This is a genomic window from Actinomadura sp. CNU-125 (assembly GCF_001942465.1).
Classification (GTDB): domain Bacteria; phylum Actinomycetota; class Actinomycetes; order Streptosporangiales; family Streptosporangiaceae; genus Spirillospora.
This window is the reverse complement of sequence record NZ_MKJY01000569.1, coordinates 1-23,063: the sequence shown is the minus strand read 5'-3', so window position 1 is coordinate 23,063 and position 23,063 is coordinate 1. Positions and strand designations below refer to the sequence as shown.

At 71.9% G+C, this 23,063-nt stretch carries 21 protein-coding genes and 7 pseudogenes; 12 read left to right on the top strand and 16 right to left on the bottom strand.

Annotation, left to right across the window (positions count from 1 at the left end; all coding sequences use genetic code 11):
- Positions 1–21 precede the first annotated feature (21 nt).
- From BJF79_RS42960 to BJF79_RS42940, 7 genes and pseudogenes are all read left to right on the top strand, one after another.
- The gene (locus BJF79_RS42960) at positions 22–1,335 is read left to right on the top strand and encodes an amidohydrolase family protein (RefSeq protein WP_075906106.1); all 1,314 of its coding nucleotides are present in this window, start codon (positions 22–24) and stop codon (positions 1,333–1,335) included.
- A complete protein-coding gene (locus tag BJF79_RS64355; RefSeq protein WP_262403440.1) occupies positions 1,325–1,960 on the top strand; it encodes a CoA transferase in 636 nt (211 codons plus the stop codon). The genes BJF79_RS42960 and BJF79_RS64355 overlap by 11 nt, the downstream gene beginning before the upstream one ends.
- Positions 1,852–2,871, top strand: a complete 1,020-nt coding sequence (locus BJF79_RS64350) for a CoA transferase (protein ID WP_262403439.1) — start codon at positions 1,852–1,854, stop codon at positions 2,869–2,871. Before BJF79_RS64355 ends, BJF79_RS64350 begins: the two co-directional genes overlap by 109 nt.
- Positions 2,872–2,908: 37 nt before the next feature.
- Positions 2,909–3,718: pseudogene (locus BJF79_RS64345) on the top strand (CoA transferase); the annotation flags it as partial.
- Between the two features lie 10 nt (positions 3,719–3,728).
- Positions 3,729–4,076, top strand: coding sequence for a hypothetical protein (locus tag BJF79_RS42950; protein WP_075906104.1), 348 nt, complete (start codon positions 3,729–3,731; stop codon positions 4,074–4,076).
- A gap of 69 nt (positions 4,077–4,145) precedes the next feature.
- A complete protein-coding gene (locus tag BJF79_RS42945) occupies positions 4,146–4,835 on the top strand; it encodes a PadR family transcriptional regulator (protein ID WP_075906102.1) in 690 nt (229 codons plus the stop codon).
- 20 nt (positions 4,836–4,855) lie between these two features.
- Positions 4,856–5,059: a hypothetical protein gene (locus tag BJF79_RS42940; protein WP_143220881.1), complete on the top strand. Its 204-nt coding sequence runs from the start codon at positions 4,856–4,858 to the stop codon at positions 5,057–5,059.
- Positions 5,060–5,109: 50 nt separating this feature from the next.
- Here BJF79_RS42940 and BJF79_RS64340 read toward each other — a convergent pair whose 3' ends face one another.
- From BJF79_RS64340 to BJF79_RS42925, 4 genes and pseudogenes are all read right to left on the bottom strand, one after another.
- A complete protein-coding gene (locus BJF79_RS64340; RefSeq protein WP_262403445.1) occupies positions 5,110–5,679 on the bottom strand; it encodes a cytochrome P450 in 570 nt (189 codons plus the stop codon).
- Positions 5,680–5,807: 128 nt separating this feature from the next.
- Entirely contained in the window at positions 5,808–6,299 is a 492-nt protein-coding gene (locus BJF79_RS64335) for a cytochrome P450 (protein ID WP_262403438.1), read from the bottom strand.
- A pseudogene (locus tag BJF79_RS42930) lies at positions 6,299–7,047 on the bottom strand (SAM-dependent methyltransferase). The gene BJF79_RS64335 and the pseudogene BJF79_RS42930 overlap by 1 nt, the downstream one beginning before the upstream one ends.
- 73 nt (positions 7,048–7,120) lie before the next feature.
- Positions 7,121–7,666: a hypothetical protein gene (locus tag BJF79_RS42925; protein WP_075906098.1), complete on the bottom strand. Its 546-nt coding sequence runs from the start codon at positions 7,664–7,666 to the stop codon at positions 7,121–7,123.
- Between the two features lie 92 nt (positions 7,667–7,758).
- On the opposite strand from BJF79_RS42925, the gene BJF79_RS42920 reads away from it, so the two are divergent.
- From BJF79_RS42920 to BJF79_RS42910, 3 genes and pseudogenes are all read left to right on the top strand, one after another.
- The gene (locus BJF79_RS42920) at positions 7,759–8,376 is read left to right on the top strand and encodes a TetR/AcrR family transcriptional regulator (RefSeq protein ID WP_143220880.1); all 618 of its coding nucleotides are present in this window, start codon (positions 7,759–7,761) and stop codon (positions 8,374–8,376) included.
- 43 nt (positions 8,377–8,419) lie between these two features.
- Positions 8,420–9,190: pseudogene (locus BJF79_RS67940) on the top strand (oxygenase MpaB family protein); the annotation flags it as partial.
- Between the two features lie 106 nt (positions 9,191–9,296).
- A complete protein-coding gene (locus BJF79_RS42910) occupies positions 9,297–9,953 on the top strand; it encodes a TetR/AcrR family transcriptional regulator (protein ID WP_075906094.1) in 657 nt (218 codons plus the stop codon).
- Between the two features lie 25 nt (positions 9,954–9,978).
- Here the strand turns inward: BJF79_RS42910 and BJF79_RS67935 are convergent, their stop codons facing one another.
- From BJF79_RS67935 to BJF79_RS42860, 11 genes and pseudogenes are all read right to left on the bottom strand, one after another.
- Positions 9,979–10,326: an urea transporter gene (locus tag BJF79_RS67935; protein WP_410050218.1), complete on the bottom strand. Its 348-nt coding sequence runs from the start codon at positions 10,324–10,326 to the stop codon at positions 9,979–9,981.
- 55 nt (positions 10,327–10,381) lie between these two features.
- A pseudogene (locus BJF79_RS67930) lies at positions 10,382–11,056 on the bottom strand (urea transporter); the annotation flags it as partial.
- A gap of 32 nt (positions 11,057–11,088) precedes the next feature.
- Positions 11,089–11,856 (bottom strand): urease accessory protein UreD, encoded by a 768-nt coding sequence (locus BJF79_RS42895; RefSeq protein WP_075906090.1) that lies wholly within the window; start codon positions 11,854–11,856, stop codon positions 11,089–11,091.
- Between the two features lie 23 nt (positions 11,857–11,879).
- Positions 11,880–12,563 carry an urease accessory protein UreG gene (gene ureG, locus BJF79_RS42890; protein WP_075906088.1) on the bottom strand — a complete coding sequence of 228 codons (684 nt, stop codon included), beginning with the start codon at positions 12,561–12,563 and terminating at the stop codon, positions 11,880–11,882.
- Positions 12,560–13,129 carry an urease accessory protein UreF gene (locus BJF79_RS42885; protein ID WP_075906086.1) on the bottom strand — a complete coding sequence of 190 codons (570 nt, stop codon included), beginning with the start codon at positions 13,127–13,129 and terminating at the stop codon, positions 12,560–12,562. Before BJF79_RS42885 ends, ureG begins: the two co-directional genes overlap by 4 nt.
- A pseudogene (locus tag BJF79_RS67925) lies at positions 13,050–13,241 on the bottom strand (hypothetical protein); the annotation flags it as partial. The gene BJF79_RS42885 and the pseudogene BJF79_RS67925, both read right to left, overlap by 80 nt.
- A 14-nt stretch (positions 13,242–13,255) precedes the next feature.
- Positions 13,256–14,962 carry an urease subunit alpha gene (ureC, locus tag BJF79_RS42880; RefSeq protein WP_075906084.1) on the bottom strand — a complete coding sequence of 569 codons (1,707 nt, stop codon included), beginning with the start codon at positions 14,960–14,962 and terminating at the stop codon, positions 13,256–13,258.
- Positions 14,963–15,026: 64 nt separating this feature from the next.
- Positions 15,027–15,335 (bottom strand): annotated as a pseudogene (locus BJF79_RS42875) (urease subunit beta); the annotation flags it as partial.
- A gap of 116 nt (positions 15,336–15,451) precedes the next feature.
- Positions 15,452–15,747, bottom strand: a pseudogene (locus BJF79_RS42870) (urease subunit gamma); the annotation flags it as partial.
- A gap of 233 nt (positions 15,748–15,980) precedes the next feature.
- Positions 15,981–17,294: a hypothetical protein gene (locus BJF79_RS42865; RefSeq protein ID WP_075906080.1), complete on the bottom strand. Its 1,314-nt coding sequence runs from the start codon at positions 17,292–17,294 to the stop codon at positions 15,981–15,983.
- A complete protein-coding gene (locus tag BJF79_RS42860; RefSeq protein ID WP_075906078.1) occupies positions 17,291–18,379 on the bottom strand; it encodes a HesA/MoeB/ThiF family protein in 1,089 nt (362 codons plus the stop codon). The genes BJF79_RS42865 and BJF79_RS42860 overlap by 4 nt, the downstream gene beginning before the upstream one ends.
- Before the next feature lie 248 nt (positions 18,380–18,627).
- Between BJF79_RS42860 and BJF79_RS54685 the strand changes: the two genes are divergently transcribed.
- Complete coding sequence (locus tag BJF79_RS54685; protein ID WP_143220878.1) at positions 18,628–18,912, top strand: hypothetical protein; 285 nt, start codon at positions 18,628–18,630, stop codon at positions 18,910–18,912.
- Here the strand turns inward: BJF79_RS54685 and BJF79_RS42855 are convergent.
- Positions 18,890–19,687: an enoyl-CoA hydratase/isomerase family protein gene (locus BJF79_RS42855; RefSeq protein ID WP_075906076.1), complete on the bottom strand. Its 798-nt coding sequence runs from the start codon at positions 19,685–19,687 to the stop codon at positions 18,890–18,892. The two genes, BJF79_RS54685 and BJF79_RS42855, sit on opposite strands and share 23 nt — an antisense overlap.
- Positions 19,688–20,331: 644 nt before the next feature.
- Here BJF79_RS42855 and lanL point away from each other — a divergent pair.
- Positions 20,332–23,046, top strand: coding sequence for a class IV lanthionine synthetase LanL (gene lanL, locus BJF79_RS42850; RefSeq protein WP_075906074.1), 2,715 nt, complete (start codon positions 20,332–20,334; stop codon positions 23,044–23,046).
- The last annotated feature ends 17 nt before the right edge of the window (positions 23,047–23,063 follow it).

Below are 23,063 nucleotides of genomic sequence, written 5' to 3'. Positions count from 1 at the left end.
CAACGACGCACGGAGGCCAGAGTGCACAAGGACGATCTCATCCTGATCAGTGTCGACGACCACATCGCCGAGCCTGCGGACATGTTCGAGGCGCACGTGCCACCGCGCTACAGGGACCGGGCGCCGCGGGTGGTCATCGAGCCCGGCGGCGTCCAGCAGTGGTACTACGGTGACCTGCGGGGACGGAACATGGGGCTGAACGCCGTCGCGGGCAAGCCCCGGGAGATGTACAACATCGACGCGTCCAGCTACGACGAGATGCGTCCCGGCTGCTTCAACGTGGACGAGCGCGTCCGGGACATGAACGCGGGCGGGCAGCTCGCCGGCCTGAACTTCCCGAACTGGACGGGCTTCTCGGGGCAGGTGCTCAACCAGGGCCCGGACCGCGACGTCAACCTGATGATGATCAAGGCGTACAACGACTGGCACGTCGACGAGTGGTGCGGCGCCCACCCCGGACGCTTCATCCCGTGCGGCATCCTGCCGCTGTTCGACGTCGCGGAGGCGGCGAAGGAGATCAGGCGGCTGGCGGACAAGGGCTGCCACGCGGTGACGTTCTCGGAGAACCCCGAGGGCCTGAACATGCCCAGCATCCACACCGACCACTGGTACCCGCTGTTCGAGGCCGCGTCCGACAACGGCACCGTCCTGTGCTGCCACATCGGCTCGGCGTCCCGCAGTTCCGGCGCGCTGACCTCGTCGGACGCGCCGCCGAGCGTCGCGATGACCACGTCGTCGATGATGAGCATGCTGACGCTCACCGAACTCGTCTGGGCCGAGTTCTGGGGCCGGTTCCCCGACCTGAAGTTCTCCATCACCGAAGGCGACATCGGCTGGATCCCGTACTTCCTGTGGCGGTCGGAGCACGTCCTCGACCGTCACTCGGGCTGGACGAACGCGACGTTCCCCGACGGCTACTCCGGTCCGGCCGACGTTTTCGGCAAGCACCTGTACACGTGCTTCATCAGCGACAAGATCGGCGTCAAGCTGATGGAGCACTTCAACGCGGACCACGTTTTCTGGGAATCGGACTACCCGCACTCCGACTCCAACTGGCCCTTCGCCCCCGAGGACGTCATCGAGACCATGGGCCACCTGCCCGACGACGTGATCAACAAGATCACCCACGAGAACGCGATGCGGGCCTACTCGTTCGATCCGTTCCGGCACGTGCCGAAGGAACGGGCCACCGCGGGACGGCTCCGCGAGCAGGCCGCCGACGTCGACGTCGTCACCCACGTCGGCCGGAAGGCGTCCGAACGGGACCGCGAGGCGTGGGCCCGGATGACCCGCTTCGGGCAGGCGCGCACGGCACAGGCCGCCGATGCCGAGTAACGGCGGCGCGGCGGGCACGGGACGGCGCCGCCCGTTCGGCGGCCTCCGCGTGATCGAAGCGTCGGCGGGGATCGCCGCGTCCTACTGCGGCAAGATGTTCGCCGACGCGGGCGCCGACGTCGTCAAGATCGAGCCGCCCGGCGGGGACCCGATGCGCCGCTGGAGCGCGTCCGGCGCGGACGTCCCGCCGGACGGGCACGGGCCGCTGTTCGGCTACCTCAACGCGGGCAAACGCTCGACGGTCGCCGAGTCGCCCGCCGCCGACCTGCTCGGCGGCGCGGACCTGCTCGTCTCGGACGGGGAACGGCCCGGCTGGGGAGCACGCGAACTGCACGCGCTCCTGCCCGACGGCTCGTCCACCGTCGTCCTGTCGATCCGGCCGCTCGGACTGGACGGCCCGTACGTCGCGGACGGCACGGCGGTCAACGAGTTCGTGCTGCAGGCGATGTGCGGGTCGATCGGCGGGCGCGGCTGGCCGGACGAGACGCCCCTGCAGGCGGGCGGGCGGATCGGCGAGTGGGTCGGCGGCGTCTACGGCGCCGTATCGGCGGCGCCGCGTCGCTGCGCCGCGCCGCCCGCACCGGGCACGGCGACCTCATCGACCTCTCGGTGTTCGAGGCGATGATCGTCACGATGGGCGGCCTGGGCGCGGTCACCGCCAGCGTGCTGGGCGACGACCGCGCGATCGCCGGACGCACGCTCGAACTGCCCTCGATCGTCCCCACGGCCGACGGCCTGGTCGGATTCTGCACGATCACCGCCCTGCAGTTCTCCGACTTCCTGGTGATGATCGGACGCCCCGACCTCGCCGACGACGCCGACCTCGCCTCGTTCGCCGGACGGCTCCGGCGCCGCGATGAGTTCCTGGAGATCGTGCACCGCTGGGCCGCGGACCGGACGACCGAGGAGATCGTCGAACTCGCCGCGGCGATGCGGATACCGGTCGCCCCGATCGGCACCCCCGGCACGGTCACCGGCATCGACCACTTCCGCGAACGGGGCGTGTTCGTCCCGAACGGCGCCGGTGTGCCGCAGCCCCGGCCGCCGTACCGCGGCGACGCCCTGGAGACCGCCGCACCCGGACGCGTCCCCGCGCTCGGCGAACACGACGGACGGCCGAACCGGAACCCTCGCCCGGCACGGGGCAAGGAGACCGGGGCGCCGGGCCGTCCGCTGGAGGGCGTCCGGATCGTCGACTTCACGGCGTTCTGGGCGGGGCCCACCGCGACGTACACCCTCGCCGCGCTGGGCGCCGACGTCATCAAGGTCGAGGGCCTGCGGCGTCCCGACGGCATGCGCTTCTCCGGCGGCCGTCCGCCGACCTGGGAGCGCTGGTGGGAGTGGGGCCCGGTCTTCCTGGCGTGCAACGGCGGGAAGCGGGGCCTGACGCTGGAGCTGAGCGAACCCGAGGCCAGGGACATCGCGCTGCGTCTCGTCGCCACCGCCGACCTCGTCGTGGAGAACTTCTCACCACGGGTGATGGGCAACCTCGGCCTGGACTGGGCCGCGTCCGGGCCGCCAACCCCCGTGCCGTGATGGTGCGGATGCCCGCGTTCGGACTGGACGGGCGTGGCGCGACCGCGTCGGCTTCGCCCAGACCATGGAGCAGGCCAGCGGCATGGCCTGGATGACCGGGCACGCCGACGGGCCCCCGCTGATCCCGCGCGGGGTGTGCGACCCGATCGCCGGCCTGCACGCCGCGTTCGCGGCGCTCGCCGCGCTGGAGGTCCGCGACGCGACCGGCCGCGGCATGCAGGTGGAGGCCACCATGGTCGAGGCCGCACTGAACGTGGCCGCCGAAGCCGTCCTCGAAGCGGCGCACGGCACCGAACCGCGCCGCGACGGCAACCGCGGCCCGGGCGCCGCACCGCAGGGCGTCTATCCGTGCGCGGGCGACGACCGCTGGGTCGCCCTCGCCGTCCAGGACGACGCCGCGTGGAAGGGCCTGGCCGGCCTGCTCGGACGCGAGGACCTGACCGGCCGCGCCGACCTGACCACCGAAGCCGGACGGCGGGCCGCCGCCGACGAACTCGACGCGCTGATCGAAGCCTGGACCGTCGGCCGCGAACCGGACGAGGCGGTCTCCCTGCTGCGGTCGGCCGGTGCGGCGGCGGCCCGCGTCGCCGCCGCCGACGAACTGCTCGACGACCCGCACCTGTCCGCGCGCGGGTTCTGGCAACGGATCGTCCACCCGGTGGCGGGCGAGTACCTCGCCCCCGGCCTGCCGTTCCGCTCGGCGGGCGCCGATGCGCGGGTGTCGCCGCCCCCCACGCTGGGCGAGCACAACCGCGAGATCCTCACCGGCCTCCTCGGGCTCACCCCCGGCGAGATCGACGGACTTGCGGCGCGACAGGTGATCGGGACGCGCCCCGCGGGGCTCTGAAAGGAGAACGATGCAGGCCGTCACGCTCTGCGTCCCCCCACGCCGGGGCGAACTGTGCATGCCGGTGCGGTTCGACCTCACCGCCGAGCACACGCTCGTGGAACTGACCTCCCGGCACCTGGTGACGCGGGTGGAGACGGACGAGGACAAGGGCTGCACGGTCGTCTGGGTCGGCATCACCGACCCGGCGACCTCCCGGCCGGTGCACGTTCGCTTCAGCGTGCTGCCGTCCGACGCGGACCCCGCGGACCGTCCCGAGCTCACCCCGCGCAGCCGGGAACTCGGGGAGGTCCGGCTGGACGGCCGGCGTTCGCGCGTCTACGGGACGTACCTCGGTGTGGTGTCCGACGAGAACTGACCCGCCCCGCCGCGACGGCGGGGCGGGACCCGGCGTGAACGTCCGGCCACCGGTTCTAGGCTCGTGCACATGACTGACGATCCCGGCGGCGCTTCCGCCGAGCCCGGCGAGGCGCTCCCGGCGACCGCCTACGCCGTCCTCGGCATCCTCTCGGTCAACGACGAGGAACTGACACCGAGCGAGATCAAGGTCCGCGCCGACTTCGCGTTCCAGCACTTCTACTGGTCGCCCGCCGTGAGCCACATCCGGCGCGAACTGCGCCGCCTGCTGGACATGGGGCTGGTGGAGGAACGCGAGATCGCCATCGGTCAGGTGCGCCGGTCGCAGGTCTACCAGACGACGGCGGAAGGCGAGCGCGTCCTCACCCGGTGGGTGTCGACGAGCCCGCCCGAAGAGACGGTCGTCGTGAAGAACTCGGTGCTGCTGCGCGTCTACCTCGGCGACAAGGCGCCGATGGACACCGTGCTCGCCGTCATCGACGCGCGGCTGAAGGAGGTCGAAGAGGCGATCGACGACGTCCACTGGGGCCGTCGGCGCGGGGCGGAGCTCGGGCTCGACCAGGAGGCCGCGCTGCGCTTTCCCCGCGCGGTCAGCGAATACAAGCTGCGTTCGCTGTACTTCGAGCAGGGCAATCTGCGCCAGTTGCGCGACACCGTCGTCGGCTTCGACACCGAGGGCTTCAAGCACGACGACAGGCTCGCCCGCGGCCCGGTCCGCCGCCGGCGCAGGAGCGGCGAGGCGCCCGACCGAGAGCCATGACGGACGGCCGGAGGCGGCCGGTGTCAGCGGCCGTCGAGGACGAGCCGCGTGACCTCTTCGCCCGCTGGGACGTCCGGTGGACGACGATCACGGTCCGTCGGTCGTCCGCTCGGAACGACACCGTCTACGGCCTGTCGGGCTACCTCTCCGGCGACGCCGACCGGGCCCGGGCCCGCTTCGAGGAGTTTCTCGAAACCAAGGCCGTCCTCGGCTACGGCGACTGACCTGCCTGGATGCCGCCCGTCCCCGGGCGGCATCCAGGCCCTGCTTCACGTCATAGCCGGACGGGAAGGTTCACCAAGCCGCGGACGATCGACCCCTCCCGGTGGCGGCGCAGCTCGGTCGGCGGGACGGCGAGCGCGAGGCCGGGGAACCGGGCCAGCAGCGCGCCGATCGCGACCTGGCCTTCGAGGCGGGCGAGCGGCGCGCCCAGGCAGAAGTGCACACCGTGCCCGAACGCGACGTGCCGGTTCGGTGTGCGGGCGACGTCCAGCTTGCCGGGGTCGTCGAAGACGGCGGGGTCGTGACCGGCCGCGCCCAGCGAGACGTGCACCCAGGCGCCGCGCGGGACGCGCACCCCGGCGATCTCCATGTCCTCCAGCGCGATGCGCTGGCTCGCGCGCTCGATCGGCCCGTCGAAGCGCAGCAGCTCCTCCACGGCGGCGGGGAGCAGGTCGGGCCGGGACCGCAGGAGTTCGAGCTGGTCGGGTGCCCGCAGCAGGGCCAGGACACCGTTGCCGATGAGGTTGACGGTCGTGTCGTGGCCCGCGATGAGCAGCAGCGCGATCGTGTTCAGCAGTTCGGGGTCGGTGAGCGCGGCGTCCCCGTCGCGGGCCTGGACCATGGCGCTGATCAGGTCGTCCCGCGGATCGGCGCGGCGCTCGGCGACGACCCCCGCGAGGTAGCCGGTGAACAGGCCGGCGACCTCGCGGCGCCGTTCGAGGGCCGCGGCGGTGGCGGCGGGCGCGGTCATCACGGTCGTCCAGGCACGGAAGTCGGCGCGGTCCTCCGGCGGGACGCCGAGCAGTTCGCAGATGACCTGGATCGGCAGCGGGACGGCGAACGACTCCAACAGGTCGACGGTGCCGGACAGGCCGTCCAGGAGATCGTCGGTGAGCTGCTCGACGCGGGGGCGCAGCGCCTCCACCCGTCGCGGGGTGAACGCTTGGCGACCAGCCCGCGCAGCCGGGTGTGGTCGGGCGGGTCCATCCCCAGCATGGTGCCGCCGAAGTACGGCGCGGGGTCGACGGGCACGGAGCTGTGCGCGGTGTCCTTCGACAGCCGCGGGTCGTTCAGCGCGGCGTGCCCGTGCTCGTGGTCGACGATCAGGAACGCCTCGGCGCCCGGCGGGAAGTCGATGCGGTGCACCGGCCCTTCGGCGCGCAATTTCGCGTACCGGGCGTACGGGTCGCGGGCGAACTCCTCGGAAAGCAGGAAGTCCATCGGCAGCGCGTCGGCGGCCATCAGCGGATCCTCCCGACCCCGCCGAGGAAGCCGGTCCTGCTCATGTCCGGTTCGAAGAACCCGGCGTCCGGCCGCCAGTCGCTCACCGGGACGAGACCGGGCGGAAGCACTTCGGTGCCCTCGAAGAACCCGAGGAGTTCCTCGCGTGTGCGCGGGATGATGTCGCCGGCGCCCGTCCGCCCGTACTGGTCGCGGACGTCGCCTTCCTTGTCGGCGTCCCGTTCTCCCAGGAAACCGTGCGAGATGACCAGGTGGCTGCCGGGGGCCAGCGGTTCGCGCAGCCGCGCGACGAGCTCGGCGGGGCGCGCGCGTCCGGGACGAAATGCAGGATGGCGAGCATCAGCACGGCGATGGGTTCGGAGAAGTCGAACCGTTCGCGTACCTCCGGGTGGTCCATGATGCCGTCCGGGTCGAGCACGTCCGCCTGGAGCACGGTGGTGCGCGAGCCGTCGGCCAGCAGCGCCCGCCCGTGCACGAGCACGATCGGGTCGTTGTCGACGTAGACGACGCGCGCGTCGGGCGCCACTCGCTGCGCGACCTGGTGCGTGTTCTCCCGGGTGGGCAGCCCGGAACCGATGTCGAGGAATTGCCGCACCCCGCGTTCGGCCAGCATGGCGACCGTCCGGGAGAGGAACTCACGGTTGGCGCGGGTGAATTCCAGGACGTACGGCATCGCTTCGAGCACCCGGTCGGCGGCCTCCCGGTCGGAGGCGTAATTGTCCTTGCCGCCCAGGTAGTAGTCGTACATTCGCGCGACGCTGGGGACGTTCGGATCGATCCCCAGTTCAGCGAGTTGCTCGTCCAATTCCATTCCCGGCCTCCTACCGTGGCTCACCGGCATTCATCGTAGGGCCTCGACTCGCTCCGGACTTGATCTTTCGCATCGCGGCGGCCGGGCGGGCGTAACGGGGACCGGAGGGAAGCAGGTGGCGGTGGACGAGCCGGTGCCAGCGGCGCTGGCGGTAGCGGTAGATCCCCGATGCCGCGAGGGCGACGAGACCGGTGAGGGGACCGGCGTCGATGTCGACGGTGTCGCTGTAGGTGCACGAATGGTCACCGGACGGCTCGACGTGCAAAGTGTGGTTCCAGGCCCGCAGAAAACCGCCGTGCTCGCGCGAACGCAATGTGCGGGCGTCCTGGTCGACCTCGACCACGTGGATGGTGTGGCGCGACAGCGGGATCAGATGGAACAGCATGAGCCATCCGGTTCCGCACTCGTCCTCTCGAATCGGGTCGGTACGGCCGAACAATGCGGGAAAGCCGAAAAGCCCCCGCGTGACATAGAGAAACGAGGCGGGATGCTGCATCGCCCGCCAGACGCGGTCGGCGGTCGTGGGCAGTTCGGTCCGGACATGGACGGTCTTCATGGCGTCTCCAAGCTGCGGGTTAGGGTTGCCCGACCACGATTGTGGGCGGCCGTCGGGTGCCCCGGCTACTCGCTTTTCAGGAGGTTGCGCCAGTGCCGGACAAACGGCTTCGGCCCAGGAAACGACCAGGTCAGCAGCGGGCCGTCGAGACGCGGCAGCGGCTGCTGGACGCGGCTGCTCGCGTTTTCTCCGAACACGGTTACCGCGCGGGCACGACCAACCGCATCGCCGAGGCCGCCGGGCACTCGATCGGGTCGCTGTACCAGTACTTCCCCAACAAGGACGCCATTCTGGTGGAGCTGTCGGCCGCCCACGCCCGGTCCGGGGTCGCCGCCGTCGACCGGCTCCTGGACGGCGGGGCGCTCCCGGACCTCCTGGACGACAAGATCCGGTTGTTCGTTCGCGCGGCCATCGACAACCACCGCGACGACCCGTCCCTGCACCGCGTGCTGTTCGAGGAAGCGCCGCGTCCGCCCGAACTGCTGGACTTCCTCCACGCGTCGCAACTGCGCGCCGTCGCGGCCGCCGAGGCGCTGCTGGACGCCGACCCGCGGGTCACGGTGGCCGACGTCCCCATGGCGGCGCGCCTGGTGGTGACGTCCATCGAGTCCCAGGTCCACCGCTTCACCGCCGACACCGACCTGGAGAACGTCGACGCGTTCGAGAACGAACTGGTCGCCATGCTCGTGCGCTACCTGACCCCGATGTGAGATGGTGAGACGAAATTAGTATGTTCGTCTCACGGAGGTCGGCATGACCGCTCTCGACGATCGTCTCCGCGCCGCGGGCGCGATTCCGGGATCAGAGTCGCTCACCTGGCGGTACGCGGGCGACTGGCGCGGCGCGCTGCTCAGCCGCGCCACGCTGCTGCTGCAGGTCGCCCACCCGGTGGTCGGGGCGGGGGTCGGCCAGCACTCCGGGTTCCTTGAGGACCGGTGGGGACGGCTCACGCGCACCCTCGAATCGACGTTCGACTTCCTCGGGTACCGGGGGCCGCAACGGGGCCGCGCGGAGGCGGCGCGGCTCCGCGAACTGCACAAGGACATCAAGGGAGTGGACGACCAGGGGCGCCGCTACCACGCGCTCAACCCGGAGGCGTACCTGTGGGTCCACGCCACGCTCTTCCACGGCATGGTGCACACCCAGCGGCTGTTCGGCCGTCCGATCCCGCCGGTCAGGGAGAAGGTCCTGTTCGGTGAATGGCGGGATCTGGCATTGGCCCTCGGCATCACCGAGCGCCACATTCCCGCCGACCCCGCGGCCTTCCGGGAGTACTTCGACGCCATGGTCCAAGACCGCCTGGAGTACAACGACACCGTCCGGCTGCTCATCGACCTCGACAAGCGGCCGCTTCCGCCACCGCCGGCCTGGCGCCTGCCGGACCCGGCCTGGTCCGGGATCGCGGTGCCGACGACCGCCGTGCTGCGCAAGGCCGGCATCGGCGCCCTGCCGCCCGTCCTGCGCGAGCGGTTCGGGCTGCCGTGGTCGGCCGCCGACGAGCGCCGGTTCCGCCGGGCCGCCGCCGCGCTGCGGACGGCCGACCGGGGGATGGCCGGGCCGCTGCGGTACTCGCCGGTCGCCGCCCGCGCGCTGCTGCGCGCCCCGCCTCGGGCGGTAGGCTCGGCGCGGCATGAAGGACGAGGAAGACGCCGCCGGACCGGCCGCCGCGCACACCGAAGAGGCGGTGCTGGGCGGGCTGCTCGCCGAGCCGTCCGGCGCCGCTTCCGGCCCCCAGGCGGACCGGATCCTCGACGCCGCCCTCGAACTGTTCACGACGTTCGGACTGCGCCGCACCACGATGGACGACGTCGCCCGCACGTCCGGGCTCGGCCGCGCCACCGTCTACCGCCGGTTCCCCGGCAAGAACGACCTGGTGACCGGGGTCCTGCTGCGCGAGGCCCGGCGCTTCTTCGACGAGCTCGACCGGTCGGTGGCCGCCTTCGAGACGCTGGAGGGGCGCCTCGTCGAGGGCTTCGTCACCGTGCTGCGGATCAGCCGCGAGCAGCGGCTGCTGAACCGGCTCATGGTGCTGGAACCGGACGTGCTGCTCCCGCACGCCACCGGACGGGCGGGGCCGCTGCTGGCCGCCGCCCGCGGCTACCTCGCCCGCCGGCTGCGCGCCGCCCAGCGGCACGGGGACGCGGGCGACTTCGACGCGGAGGTCGTCGCCGAGATCCTCGTCCGGCTCACCCAGTCGCTGCTGCTGACCCCGGCGGGGCACATCCCCCTGGACGACGAAGGGGCGCGCGCCTTCGCGCGGCGCTACCTGGTGCCGATCGTCCGCTGAAGTGGACGGACGCGGGCCGGGACGTTCATGCCCTGTTGCCCGACTCCCCGACGGAAAGCCGTTCGCGGTGCCGTTCGGGTGTGGTGGCCTGCTCGACCTTGACCGGCAGCAGGCGGGAACCGGCGCTCCCCGCCAGCAGGAAGACGAGCGTGATCAGGCAGAACGGCAGTGTGAAGGCGGGGAGCCCGACGGGCGCGAGCAGCGTCGCGGCCGCGGGGAGGGCGACGGCGGTCACCGTCGCGCAGGCCGCCGCCAGCATCGCGCTCGACCAGGTGAGGACGTAGAACATGCCCGCGATCGCGACGGCCGACAGCACGGAGTTGTAGCCCCACAGTCCCTGGTGGACGGCGAGGCCGTCGGCGCCGACGGCCAGCCCGGTGAGCAGCCCGGTCAGCGAGCCGGCGACCGCGGCGGGCGGCGGCGACGCGCGAGCACACCGCCATTCCCGCGACGATGAGCACGCCCGCCACCGCGCTCCCGGACAGGAAGACCTGGGCGACGCCGCGCAACAGCGCGCCCAGCAGCGCCATGGCCGTGTCGGCGGTCCCGTCGACGGCTCCCCGCTCGCCGCGCAGGGCCCGGTCGACTTCGTCACCGACCGCGGGCAGCCGCGGTTCGACGGCCGCCGGGTCGAGATCTCCGGTGACGAAACCGAAGGAGGCGAGCAGGAACGCCAGCGTGACCACGTTGAACGGCAGCGTCAGCCCGGGCACCCCGAGCGTCGGCAGCAGGACCCGGGTCAGCGCGGCGGTGACCACCGTGCTCACCGCGGCCGCCGCGACGATGTAGACCACGGCGCCCGGCCGGAACTCCCCGGCGAGGAAGACCGCGAGCCCGCACCCGGTGAGCACGCCGTTGAACCCGAACAGCCCGGCGCGGACGGCGCCGCGGTCGAAGCCCAGCGCCAGCGCCGTCCCCGTCGAGGCGACCAGCCCGAGGAGCGCCGCGAAGCCGAGCCAGGCGGACGTCCACCACAGGGCGACGAGGATCAGCAGGCCGGTGACGGGGTTGTTCATGAAGACGACCTGGCCGACGCCGCGCAGGCCGTAGTCGACGAAGTCCAGTACGGGCCGCGACTCCAGCCACCGCGACCAGCGCGGCATCACTCCGTCGACGTGCGTGAGGAAAGCGGTGCTCACCACACCTCCCGTGGTGCGGGGCCCAGACCGAGCGCGGCCCGGCCGACCGTCCGGACGGCGCCGAGCGCGCGGCCCAGCGCGGGCGCGGTGCGGGCCAGGATCCGCGTGACTACCAGTCCCTCGGCGGGGTGGCTGGCCGCGGCCAGCGTGCCGGGAATCGCGCCGACGGCCTCGTGTATCCGGTCGGCGACGGCGGACAGCCCCTCCGGCGCCGCGACGTAGGCGGTCGCCAGGTAGGAGAAACCGGCGAACGCCTCCCGGCCGCCGTGGAGTTCGCAGCCGTCGACGGCGAGCGGCAGGCCGTCCCGTTCGATCACCGTCCGGCCGGACAGCCGCTCGAAGGCGAAGCGTTCCCCGCGGGCGACCCGCCCGGCCGCCAGCGCGTCCCAGGCGAGCAGCCGGGCGTCGGCGGCCAGGTCGATGACGGTCCGCTGGTGCCAGTGCGCCCCGGCGAAGGGAATGACGTGGTGGGGAACGTACTCCAGCACGGCTCCCCGCGCCGCCGACAACCGGGTCAGCTGCGCGGCCCGCGCGCCCCGGTACGCCTTGGTGGCGCCCTGGGTGCAGACCGTGGCGTGCGCGCCCGGCTCCAGGACGACGTCGAGGTCGAGACGGTCGCCGCCGAGCACGCCCCCGCCCGGATTCGTCAGCTGCACCTCGGGCATGCCGGAGGCGTCCGGGCGGGTCGCGTGCACCGAACCCCACGGCTGGGACGCGAACCGGTACACCACGCGGGTCGTGTCACCGTGCCGGGCGAGCCGCACCGCGCAACCGCCGTGCTGGCCGCTCAGCGGGGCCCGTGGTGCTGGTGCCCGTGGTGATGGTGGTGTGCCCCGTTCCCGCGCAGCGTCGACGCGGCGATCGGCCACCTGCGTTGCCGGACGGCCGTACGCACCCATGCCACTACCTCCTCCATACCGTCTCCGTGCGCCACCGAGGTGAAGATCAGCGGTGCGTCCTCGCGCAGGTGGCGGGCGTCGCGGTCCATGACGGACAGGTCCGCGCCCACCGCGGGCGCCAGGTCGACCTTGTTGATCACGAGCAGTTCGGAGCGGGTGACGCCGGGCCCGCCCTTGCGCGGGACCTTGTCCCCTCCGGCGACGTCGATCACATAGATCGAGGCGTCGACGAGGTCGGGGCTGAACGAGGCGGTGAGGTTGTCGCCGCCGCTCTCCACGAACACCAGATCCAGGTCGGGGAAACGCGCCTGCATGTCGTCCAGGGCGATCTGGTTCATCGACACGTCGTCGCGGATCGCGGTGTGCGGGCACCCTCCGGTCTCCACCGCGGCCACGCGTCCCTCGGGCAGCACCGCGGCGGCGATGAGGAACTCCGCGTCCTCGCGGGTGAAGATGTCGTTGGTCACCGCGGCGATCTCCAGCTCGCGGCCCAGCCGCCGGCACAGCTCCGCGACCAGCGCCGTCTTCCCCGAGCCGACGGGCCCGCCGATGCCGAGCTTGAGCGGCGTCATGAGATGTACATCCGGCCGGTCTGGCGTTCGTGCGTCATCGAGGCGACCTCCAGGAGCGGATCGAAAGCGTACGGTTCGGTCGGGTCGACGTCCTTGCTCGCCTCCACGGCCGCGGCCATGTGCGGGTGCAGGCCGAACAGGACGAGCTGGACGGCGCGCTGCCCGAGGAGCAGCAGCTTCTGCCCGGCGGCCACGAACGCGGCGCAGGCCGCGTAGGCGTAGCCGAGCAGCGCGTCCTGCACCGGGACGCGCAGGGCGGCGGTGACCAGCCCGAACGCCACGGCGTGGCCCCCGGGCGTCGTGCGGGCGCGCACCGCCCGGCGGAACCCGGTCAGCCGGGGATCGTCGCGGCCGAGCGCGGCGGCGCCGTCGAGCAGCGCGCGTCCGGCCGGTGGCCGCGCTCGCCGCGCGCTGCTCGCGGGCGAGCCGCGCGGCCGCCAGCGCGCCGTCCAGCGCGAGGAGGGAGTCCAGCGAACGCGCCTCGGCCGCCCCGCGCAGCACGGGCAGGTCGGACGTCGCGAGCGCGCCCAGGTAACCGATCGCGGTGTCCTCCAGCCCCTCGGCATCGCTCACCAGGCCCGCCGTGACGAGGCCCTCCAGCCCCTGCGAATGGCTGAACGAGCCGGTCGGGAAGGCGCTGTCGGACACCTGCAGCAACGCCAGCAGCGGCGGCGGCATCATCGCGGCCCTCCTCAGAACAGGAAGTAGCGCTGGGCGAGCGGCAGTTCCGCCGCCGGCCGCGAGGTCACCGGCTCGCCGTCCACGCGCACCACGTAGGTCTCGGGGTCGACCTCGATGTCGGGCAGCAGGTCGTTGCGCACCATGTCGGCCTTGCTCAGCCGGCGGGTGCCGCGCACCGGCACGACCCTCTTGCGCAGGCCGAGCGTCCCGGCCACACCGGCGTCCACACCCGCCTGGGACAGGAAGGTGACCGAGGTGGCGGCCACGGCCGCGCCGTGGGCGCCGAACATCGGCCGGGGCAACACCGGCTCGGGGGTCGGGATCGACGCGTTGGCGTCGCCCATCTGCGCGTAGGCGATCAGGCCGCCCTTGAGCACGGCATGGGGCTTGACGCCGAAGAACGCCGGCTTCCACAGGCACAGGTCGGCCAGCTTGCCCGGCTCCACCGACCCCACCTCGTCGGCGATGCCGTGCGTCACCGCGGGATTGACGGTCACCTTGGCGACGTAGCGCTTCACCCGCTCGTTGTCGTGCCGATCCGGGTCGGGCGGCAGCGCCCCGCGCTCGCGCTTCATCTTGTCGGCCGTCTGCCACGTACGGATCCATACCTCGCCGACGCGGCCCATCGCCTGGGAGTCCGAGGCGATCATGCTGAACGCGCCGATGTCGTGGAGGACGTCCTCGGCGGCGATGGTCTCCGCCCGGATCCGGCTCTCCGCGAACGCGACGTCCTCCGGCACGTCCCGGCTCAGGTGGTGGCAGATCATGAGCATGTCGAGATGCTCGTCGACGGTGTTCACGGTGTACGGACGGGTCGGGTTGGTCGAGCTGGGCAGCACGTTCGGGTGGCCGCAGGCGCGGATGATGTCGGGCGCGTGACCGCCTCCGGCGCCCTCCGTGTGGTAGGTGTGCACCGTCCGTCCCTCGAACGCGGCGAGCGTGTCTTCGAGGAAGCCCGCCTCGTTGAGGGTGTCGGTGTGGATCGCGACCTGCACGTCGAGTTCGTCCGCCACCGACAGGCAGGTACGGATCGCCTGCGGGGTCGAGCCCCAGTCCTCGTGCAGCTTCAGCCCGCACGCGCCCGCCACGATCTGCTCGCGCAGCGCGGCCGGGTTGGCGGAGTTGCCCTTGCCGAGGAAGCCGAAGTTCAGCGGCAGCGCCTCGACGGCTTCTAGCATCCGGTGGACGTTCCACTCGCCCGGGGTGCAGGTCGTCGCGTTCGTCCCGGCGGTCGGGCCCGTGCCGCCGCCGAGCATGGTCGTCACCCCGGAGGCGATCGCCTCGGTGGCCTGCTGCGGGGAGATGAAGTGGATGTGGCTGTCGATGCCGCCCGCGGTCACGATGGCGCCCTCGCCCGCGATGATCTCGGTGGAGGGGCCCACCGGGAGAGTGACCCCGTCCATGATGTCGGGATTACCGGCCTTGCCGATCCCGGCTATCCGGCCGTCGCGGACCCCGATGTCGGCCTTGACGATGCCCCAGTGGTCGATGACCAGCGCGTTGGTGATGACGAGATCGAGGGCGCCCTCGGCACGCGTCAGGCCGCTCTGGGCCATGCCGTCGCGGACCGTCTTGCCGCCGCCGAAAACCGGTTCCTCGCCCGCGACCGTCAGGTCGCGCTCGACCTCCACGACCAGCTCGGTGTCCGCCAGCCGGACCCGGTCGCCGGTCGTCGGGCCGACGAGGGCGCCATGCCGGACTCTGCTCAGCTCATTCACCGGCCACCTCCAGGAAGCCTCCGTCCCGGGCGCGCCGGAGGGCGCGCCGCCGGACCGCGGGGTCGTCGAGCGCGCCGTCGATCAGCCCGTTGAGCCCGCGCACCACGCGCCGCCCGGCGAGCGGGACCAGCCGCACCTCGCGCTCGTCCCCGGGCTCGAACCGCACCGACGTGCCCGCCGGCACGTCCAGCCGCATCCCGTAGGCCCGCTCGCGGTCGAAGCGGAGCGCGCGATTGACCTCGAAGAAACAGAAGTGACTGCCCACCTGGATCGGGCGGTCGCCGATGTTGGCGACCGTCACCGCCACCGGCTCGCGTCCCGCGTTGACCGTCACGTCCGGGCCTTCGGCGGGCAGCATCTCCCCGGGGACCATCAGACCGCCTCCGTCCGGGACGTGCCCGAGACCGGCTCGCCGGACGCGGCCGCGTCCGGGTCCGTGTCCGTGCGGGTGTCGGTGTTCGTGTCCGTGTCCGCGATCGTGTCCGCGACGATGGGGTCATGGACGGTCACCAGCTTGGTCCCGTCGGGAAACGTCGCCTCGACCTGCACTTCCCGAACCATCTCCGGGATACCGTCCATGACGTCGTCCCGGCCGAGGATCGTGGTTCCGTAAGCCATCAGTTCGGCGACCGACCGCCCGTCGCGGGCGCTTCCATGAGTTCGGCGGCGATGAGCGCGACCGCCTCGGGATGGTTGAGCTTCAAACCGCGCTGACGCCTGCGACGGGCCACCTCGGCAGCCACAAAGATCAGGAGCTTGTCCTGATCACGTGGTGAAAGTTGCATGGACGCGACCGTAAGGACGCCCTGTTACCTCTGTGTGAAAAAGTTTTTACGTCTGTGTTTCCAGTGTTGCGGAAGTTGAATCTAATACCATTTTGGCGAGCAGTTGTCTATGGCGAAGACGGCATTCTTGTGTTCCATGGAAACGGCGATCGGTCATCGTGATCCGCTTGGGACGGCAGCCCTTCGGGTCTGCCCAATCAGATTGGACAGACCCTTTCGTGAGCGTGCGGCGATTACGAGTCGACCGTGCGTCCGCCCACCTGCGTCCCCGGGGCCGCCGGGCTCGGGACGTCATCGGGGCCATCGCCGGCCGGGGCGGGGACGGCACGGCTCCGGCGGCGGAACCAGTGGCGGTGAGTGCGGACGAAGACGACCAGGAAGAGGATCTGGATGCCGCCCTCGATGAGGATCAGCAGCGCCGAGTCCAGGGCTTGGAGCGCGGACCCGCCGGTGAAGCCGCCGGCCACGCCTTCGATCGCGCGGACGGAGGCCGCGATGACGATGGGGGCGCCGAACAGCGCGGCCGAGGCGAGGGTGACGGTGGCGCCGAGCACCAGGAAGACGGAGTAGACGCGGGTGGCGAGGCGTTCGCGCGGGGGCAGGCCGGTCGTCGGGTCCGGGCCGGTGCTCGCGCGTCTGCGCACCGCGTCCGTCAGCCTGGCGAGCAGGTATCGGGCGTAGGCCAGGCCGTCGTCGAAAAGGTTGCGGGTGCGCAAGAGTTCGCGCAGCACGAAGTACAGGTCGGTGCGCATGTAAACCTGGAGCTGGAACGGGATCGTCATCAGGACGGTGACGACCAGCGCCCGCAGGATCGCCTCGGCCGACAGCGGCAGGCCGGCGTGCGCGACCAGCAGGACCAGCGACGCCATCAGGAACGCGTCCCACGCGAGTCCGGCGAGGTAGACGCGGTACCGTGACCGGCGCGGCACCCCCCACACCCCGGTGACGTCGGTCTGGGCCACCAGGTTGTGCAGGCGCGTGCCGAAGCCGATGCGTCCCGGGGCGCCCAGCGAGCGCGCCGCCATCAGGTGCATCAGCTCGTGCACGCTGATCGACATCGACATCATCACCGTGTTGACCAGCACGGTGAGGCCGACGTAGTCGCCCCAGAAGAAGTCGGAGTAGCCCGGCAGCAGGGCGGGCCGCAGGGCGAGCGTGACGAGCGCCGCGCCGATCGTCGCCAGCCAGACGAGCTTGGCGGGGAGACCGAACAGCCACGCGACGTTGCGCTCGGTGAGCCGGGCGAAGTGGCTGCGCGGTGCCCGCTCGGCCGGGTCCGGGAGCGGATCTCCGTCGATGGAGCGCACGAAGCCCAGGTCGCCGAGGGCCTCCACGAGTTCGGCGAGGTCGACCTCGACCTCGTGTTCGGCCGCGATGCGCTCCTCGGCGGCGCCGACCGTCAGGCCCTCGCGCAGCAGCGTGATCGCGTCCCCGTACACGGCGGGGAGTTCCACGAACTCCCCGATCCGCAGCCGTCCGACGACGACCGCGTCCGGATCGTCGTCGTCCGGGCGGATCACCAGCGGGTGGAAGACGACGGCGGTCACGGCGTCCCGCAGGCGGGGCAGTCGTCGTCGTGGGGGATCTCGATGGAGTACGAGTGGTCCCACATGGCGTAGTTCCAGTGGAAGACCTTGCCGCGCGCCTGGGCGGGCAGCCCCGCGAGGTGGTAGAGCACCTCCAGCGCGCACAGGTGCCCGCTGATGTTGGCGCTCGCGGCGATCACCGCGTTCGGGCGTTCCTCGGTGAGCGACCGGCTGTGGGCCTTGAACTCGCGCCGGTCCTCCTGGCGGCGCAGGCACGCCCAGCATCCCGTCTCGCCCGGCACCAGCCCGCCCACCACGGCCATCGGCCCGGTATAGAGGCTGACGAACCAGGGGGTGCCGGTCCGCAGCGCCGCCTCGTTCGTCCAGAACATGATGTCGGGATCGGGTTCGTCGGCGCACAGGACGAACGCGTCGCAGCCGTCCATCAGCGCGGCGATCCCGTCGGGCCCGTCCGCCTTGAGGACGTCGCCGGTCACCTTCGCGCGGCCGTTCATGGCGGACAGCCGTTCCACGGCGCGGTCGACCTTGGGCAGGCCGATGTCGTGCTCGGTGTAGAGGAGCTGGCGGGTGAGGTTGGACTCCTCGACCACGTCGAAGTCGGCGACGCGCAGCGCGCCGATGCCGCTGGACACCAGCCCGGCCGCCACCGCCGTTCCCGTGCCGCCCAGGCCGAGCAGGCCGACCTCGGCGTCCTTGATCTTCGACTGGGCCTCGTACGGCGAGCTGCGGGGCGCGGTGTCGATCCACGCGAAGAAGTTGCGGGCGGACTCGTAGCGGGCGGCGTCGTCGTCGGTCAGGTTGCCGGGCAGGGGAGCGCCCGCGTCCTCGACGAAACCGCCCTCGACCAGATCCTCGATCACCTCGCGGGCGCTTTCCCGGTCGACGCCGGGGTGGGTGACGGCGAACGCGTCGCACACCTCGTCGACCGTGCGCGTGCCGTCCATGAGGCCGATGAGCCGGGCGATCCCGCCGTCCGCGTCGTCCTGGATCTCGGCCGCGACGCCGTGCTGCATCAGGCCGATCAGGATGCGGTCGCCGGGCAGCGCCAGGGGCTGATGGACGCGCTTTATTCGGGGAAACCGCATGGGAGCCTTCCGATCGTCGGCCGGGAGGGCCGGCCGGGCCGCGACCCGGCCGGCCCCACATTCGGGGAGAATCAGCCGTGGTTGCGGAGACCGGTCGTCTCGACCTTCTCCAGACGCTTGATCTCCAGCTTGATCTTCTTGGCCTGCGGGGCCTGTTTCGCCTGCTCCACCTTCTGCATGGGTGCCTATCGCGGAACAACGCGTCCTGTCGCGCGCTGTGGTGTGGATCATAAGTTCAAGATCAACACTTGAGAAGAGCGTTCCGCCGGGAACTTCCGGCACCGGATCCGCTGCTTTCAGTGATCACCGCATCGGACCGGGCCGCCTACCTGGACGTTCGAGGAAAGCGGCTTGCGGGTGCAATTCTCACCGATCAGGAACAGGCCCGCTTGACCTGCGCGGATCGAAAATTCCAACAAAGCGGGGACGGGGTGCTCGTTTCGTCCGGTGCGCGGATCGAGGCGCCGGGCACGTCATGGACGCCCGGCGCCGTGGCGGCGTCCCGCGTCGTCAGCCGGGCGGCAGCGATGTGAAGTCGGGCTCGCGGCCCTCCGCGAAGGCCGTCAGCGCCTCGACGTTCGCGGGACCGCCCATGAGCCGCCGGAAGCCGTCGTTCTCCCGCTCCCGGGCCCGCCGGATCTCCTCCCGCAGCGGCGCGGTCATGTCGCGTTTGACCTCACGAAGGCTCGAGATCGGACGGCTCGCGAGCGTGACCGCGACCCGCCGCGCCTCCGCCGTCAGGGCGGCGGGCGCACAGACCCGCCAGACCAGTCCCATCTCCTTCGCCTCCGCCGCGGAGATCCACTCGGCGGAGAGCAGGATCCACGCGGCGTTCTGCCGGCCGATCAGGCGGGGCAGCAGGTAGCTCGACGCGGCCTCCGGCGCGACGCCCAGGCTGGTGAACGGCGTTTTCAGGCGCGCGTCGTCGGACATGAGGACCAGATCCGCGAATCCGATGACGGTCAGCCCGATGCCCAGGCCGAGCCCGTTGATCGCGAGGATCAGCGGCTTGTCGAACGCCTCCAGCGCGTCGACGAGGCCGATGAAGCCGTGTCGTCCGGGCCGGAAGTCCGGGTTCGCGATGCGCTCGCCCATCTCCACGAGGTCGGTACCGGCGCTGAAGGCGCGGCCCGTGCCGGTCAGCAGCACCACCGCCACCGCCGGGTCCTCGGCGGCTTCGAGGAGCGCGTCGGTGAGCGCGTCGTACAGGGCCTCGTTGAACGCGTTGAGGGCCTCAGGGCGGTTGAGGGTGATCGAACGGACGCGGTCGGCGTCCTCGACCAGCAGGACCGGTGCTTCGTCGTTCATTGGGGGCGCCTCCGATGACCGCGGAACCATCTGGACACGTGTCCAGTCGACCTTCCGGTCAATACTAGAACACGTTCTATTGGGGTGCGATGCGCCGGGCGCGCGTCCGGGAGGCGGCGCGCGCCGTCGTGCGGTGCCGTCGTGCGGTGTCGTCGTGCGGTGCCGTCGTGCGGTGCCGTGAGCGGTCGGTGACGGAACGCGGTCGGCCGGGCCGTGCGGCCGCCGCTTCAGCGGTGCGCGGCCGTGCGCGGCGCCGAATGCCCCGTCCGCGGTCTCGCCGACCCCCGGTTATGGCATTTCCTTCATTCGCGACAAAGTCGGACAAACAAGAGTCAGAAGTCACTCCGGCTATCGTTCTCCGCCTTTCCGTGAGGGTGTCAGATCTCGGCCTCGACCGGACAAAGAAGGCGAATTGGACATGGACCATGACGCTTCGAGTAGATCATTACTTGAAAGTCAAGATCTCAGTCGAGTCAAGGTCGATGCCGGTCCTGATGTGGACAGGGCGGACCCAAATGACCCCTGGACCCGATGCGGGGTCAGTGGTTACATTGTGGCTGCTCGAGGGTGAACGGGACGGATCGAAATGATCTCGGTCTTTCCGTGGGCGTTTCATCGACGAACGTGAGTGGCGGAGATCATTTATGGTGGATTTCAAATTCAGTGTCTTCACGGCCGTGACGGCCGCGGACGCTGGAGAGGCTCCTCTGGTCGACGTCCTCACGCGGGCCCTGCCGGACGCCCCCGGACGGTGGAAGGTCGGACGTTCCGGCATCTGGTGCTCGGTCGTCCCGGAGGGGGCGCCGCGGCGCCCGCAGGGCTGGAAACTGCACGTCTCGGCCACGCCGGCGTCCGCGGAGGAGGTCCTCGGACGGGCCCTGCGGGTGCTGCTGGAATCCGGGTCGGTGTTCAAGTTCGCCGCGAGCGTCGACTTCGTCGCCGCGCTGAACGCGCGCAACACCTCGCGCGGCCATTCGGGGAAGTTCATCACGGTGTACCCCGAGAGCGACGCGGAAGCCGTGCGGATCGCGCGCGAACTGCACGAGGCGACGAAGGGGCTGCCGGGACCGCGCGTCCTCTCCGACCGGCCGTACGCGCCGGACAGCCTCGTGCACTATCGCTACGGGGCTTTCGTCGAAGAGCGGCGGCTCACCAATGACGGCTTTTATGCGTGGACGATCCTCGACCCGGACGGCAAACCGGTCGAAGATCGGCGCGTCGGCAGGTATACGCCTCCCTCCTGGGTGACATCCCCCTTCCCCGACAACGGCATGAACGGCACCCGGCGGACACGTGGCGGGGAAATAATGCTCGGGGAACGTTTCGCGGTCCGGGAGGCGATCCGTCACTCCAATAAGGGCGGCGTTTACCGTGCGGCGGATCGCCGTACCGGGGAACCGGTCGTGATCAAGGAGGCGCGCCCGCACGTCGCCGCGGACCTGGAGGGGCGCGACACCCGGGACCGGCTGCGCGCGGAGGCCCGCGCCCTGGAACGCCTGGGCGGCCGCGGGCTGGCACCGCGCCTCGTCGAACTGTTCCCGCAGGGCGGGCATCTGTTCCTCGCGCAGGAGATGATCCAGGGCGAACCGCTGCGGGAATGGGCGGCCGGGCGCATCGTCGAGGCGGGCTGGGGCGACCATCTCGCGGACGCGACGCGGATGGCGCGGCGCCTCGTCGAGCTGATGGGCGACGCGCACGCCGCCGGACTCCTCATCCGCGACTTCAACCCGAACAACATCATGGTCCGCCCGGACGGCGCCCCCGTCCTCATCGACCTCGAACTCGCGGTGGCCGACGGGGAGGACGGCCCGCTGCGCGCGGGCACCCCCGCGTTCGGGGCGCCCGAGCAGCTCGGGGGCGCGCCCCCGCACCCGTCCGCCGACCACTACAGCCTCGGCGCGACGCTCTGCTACCTGTTCACCGGCGCACCGCCCTACCTCCTGGACGAGTACCCGGAGAACAGGACGCCGGCCGAACGGCTCGAAGAGTGGCTGACGGCCCGTACCCAGGGCCTGGAGTTCCCCGGCCGCCTGCGGGCGATGCTGACCGGGCTGATGGCGGACGATCCCGGACGCCGCTGGACGACCGCCCGCGCACGCGACGCGCTCGCGGTCCCCGGCGCACGCGGGCGGAGCGCTCCCGCCGACGCCGAGACCCCGTGGCTGCGGGACACCGTCGAGCGGGTCATCGAGGGGATCACCGCCGAACTCCTCGCGTCCATGGACCCGGACGCGCCGGACGCGCTGTGGCCGGTGTCGTGCGTCCACGGCGCACCCGACCCGTGCACCCTGCAGCAGGGCGCCGCCGGCTGCCTGGGCGCCCTGGTCCGATGTTCGCGGCTCACCGCCGACCCGCGCCTTCCGGAGGCGATCGCCGCGGCGTCCCGATGGATCCGCGCCCGGACGGCGGACGGGACGAGCCGTCCGCCCGGCCTGTACTTCGGCACGGCCGGCGTCGCGTGGTCGCTGCTCGACGCGGGCCTGGAAACCGGCGACGGGCGCCTGGTCGAGGACGCCGTCGCGGTGGCCGGGACGCTGCCGGCCGCGGTCGCCAGCCCCGACGTGACCCACGGGACGGCCGGTCTCGGCCTGACCGCCCTGCACCTGTGGGCCCGCACCGGCCTGGCGCGGTTCGCCGAGAGCGCCCACGCCGCGGCCGACGCGCTGCTCGGGACGGTCGAGGAGCGCGGGGGCGGGCTCGTCTGGAGCACCCCCGCCGACGTCGACTCGAAGCTGGCGGGCCGGTCCTACTACGGGTTCGCGCACGGCATCGCGGGCGTCGGCTGCTTCCTGCTCGCCTGCGCGGAGGCCACCGGACGCGACGACTGCCGGGCGTTCGCCGTCCGCGTCGGGGAGGAACTGCTGGACGCGGCCGTCATCGAGCGGGACACGGCGATGTGGGGCGCCGGGGCGGGCGACGAGCCGACCGCCCCGTACTGGTGCCACGGCGCGTCCGGCATCGGGAGCTTCCTGGTCCGGCTCGGCGCGGCCACCGGCGACGCGCGCTTCCTGGAGGCCGCCGACCGCTCCGCCCGGGCCGTGACGCGCCACGCGTGGCGCGCCGTGCTGGGGCAGTGCCACGGGCTGTCGGGCAACGGCGACTTCCTGCTCGACATGGCCGAGCTGACCGGCGACGACCGGCACCGCGCGGCGGCATGGCGGCTCGGCCGGACGATCGTCGCCGCGCGGGCGCACCGCGACGGCCGGCTCGTCCTCCCCGACGAGCAGGGCGAGGTCTCGGCGACCTGGGGCGACGGCCTGAGCGGGGTGCTCGGCTTCCTGCTGCGCCTGCGGTACGGGTCGCCGCGCCTCTGGACGGTCGAGGCCGCCGCGGCGACCGCGGCGGGAGGCGCGTCATGACGGACGTCCCCGCCCTC

What these genes read in the sequence shown, in the direction of transcription:
- BJF79_RS64355 (WP_262403440.1), top strand. Translation starts at nt 1,325, where the DNA reads ATGCCGAGTAACGGCGGCGCGGCGGGCACGGGACGGCGCCGCCCGTTC.
- BJF79_RS42950 (WP_075906104.1), top strand. Translation starts at nt 3,729, where the DNA reads ATGCAGGCCGTCACGCTCTGCGTCCCCCCACGCCGGGGCGAACTGTGC.
- BJF79_RS42945 (WP_075906102.1), top strand. Translation starts at nt 4,146, where the DNA reads ATGACTGACGATCCCGGCGGCGCTTCCGCCGAGCCCGGCGAGGCGCTC.
- BJF79_RS64340 (WP_262403445.1), bottom strand. Translation starts at nt 5,679, where the DNA reads ATGGTCCAGGCCCGCGACGGGGACGCCGCGCTCACCGACCCCGAACTG.
- BJF79_RS64335 (WP_262403438.1), bottom strand. Translation starts at nt 6,299, where the DNA reads ATGGCCGCCGACGCGCTGCCGATGGACTTCCTGCTTTCCGAGGAGTTC.
- BJF79_RS42925 (WP_075906098.1), bottom strand. Translation starts at nt 7,666, where the DNA reads ATGAAGACCGTCCATGTCCGGACCGAACTGCCCACGACCGCCGACCGC.
- BJF79_RS42910 (WP_075906094.1), top strand. Translation starts at nt 9,297, where the DNA reads ATGAAGGACGAGGAAGACGCCGCCGGACCGGCCGCCGCGCACACCGAA.
- ureG (WP_075906088.1), bottom strand. Translation starts at nt 12,563, where the DNA reads ATGACGCCGCTCAAGCTCGGCATCGGCGGGCCCGTCGGCTCGGGGAAG.
- BJF79_RS42885 (WP_075906086.1), bottom strand. Translation starts at nt 13,129, where the DNA reads ATGCCGAGGGGCTGGAGGACACCGCGATCGGTTACCTGGGCGCGCTCG.
- BJF79_RS42860 (WP_075906078.1), bottom strand. Translation starts at nt 18,379, where the DNA reads ATGCGGTTTCCCCGAATAAAGCGCGTCCATCAGCCCCTGGCGCTGCCC.
- BJF79_RS42855 (WP_075906076.1), bottom strand. Translation starts at nt 19,687, where the DNA reads ATGAACGACGAAGCACCGGTCCTGCTGGTCGAGGACGCCGACCGCGTC.
- lanL (WP_075906074.1), top strand. Translation starts at nt 20,332, where the DNA reads ATGGTGGATTTCAAATTCAGTGTCTTCACGGCCGTGACGGCCGCGGAC.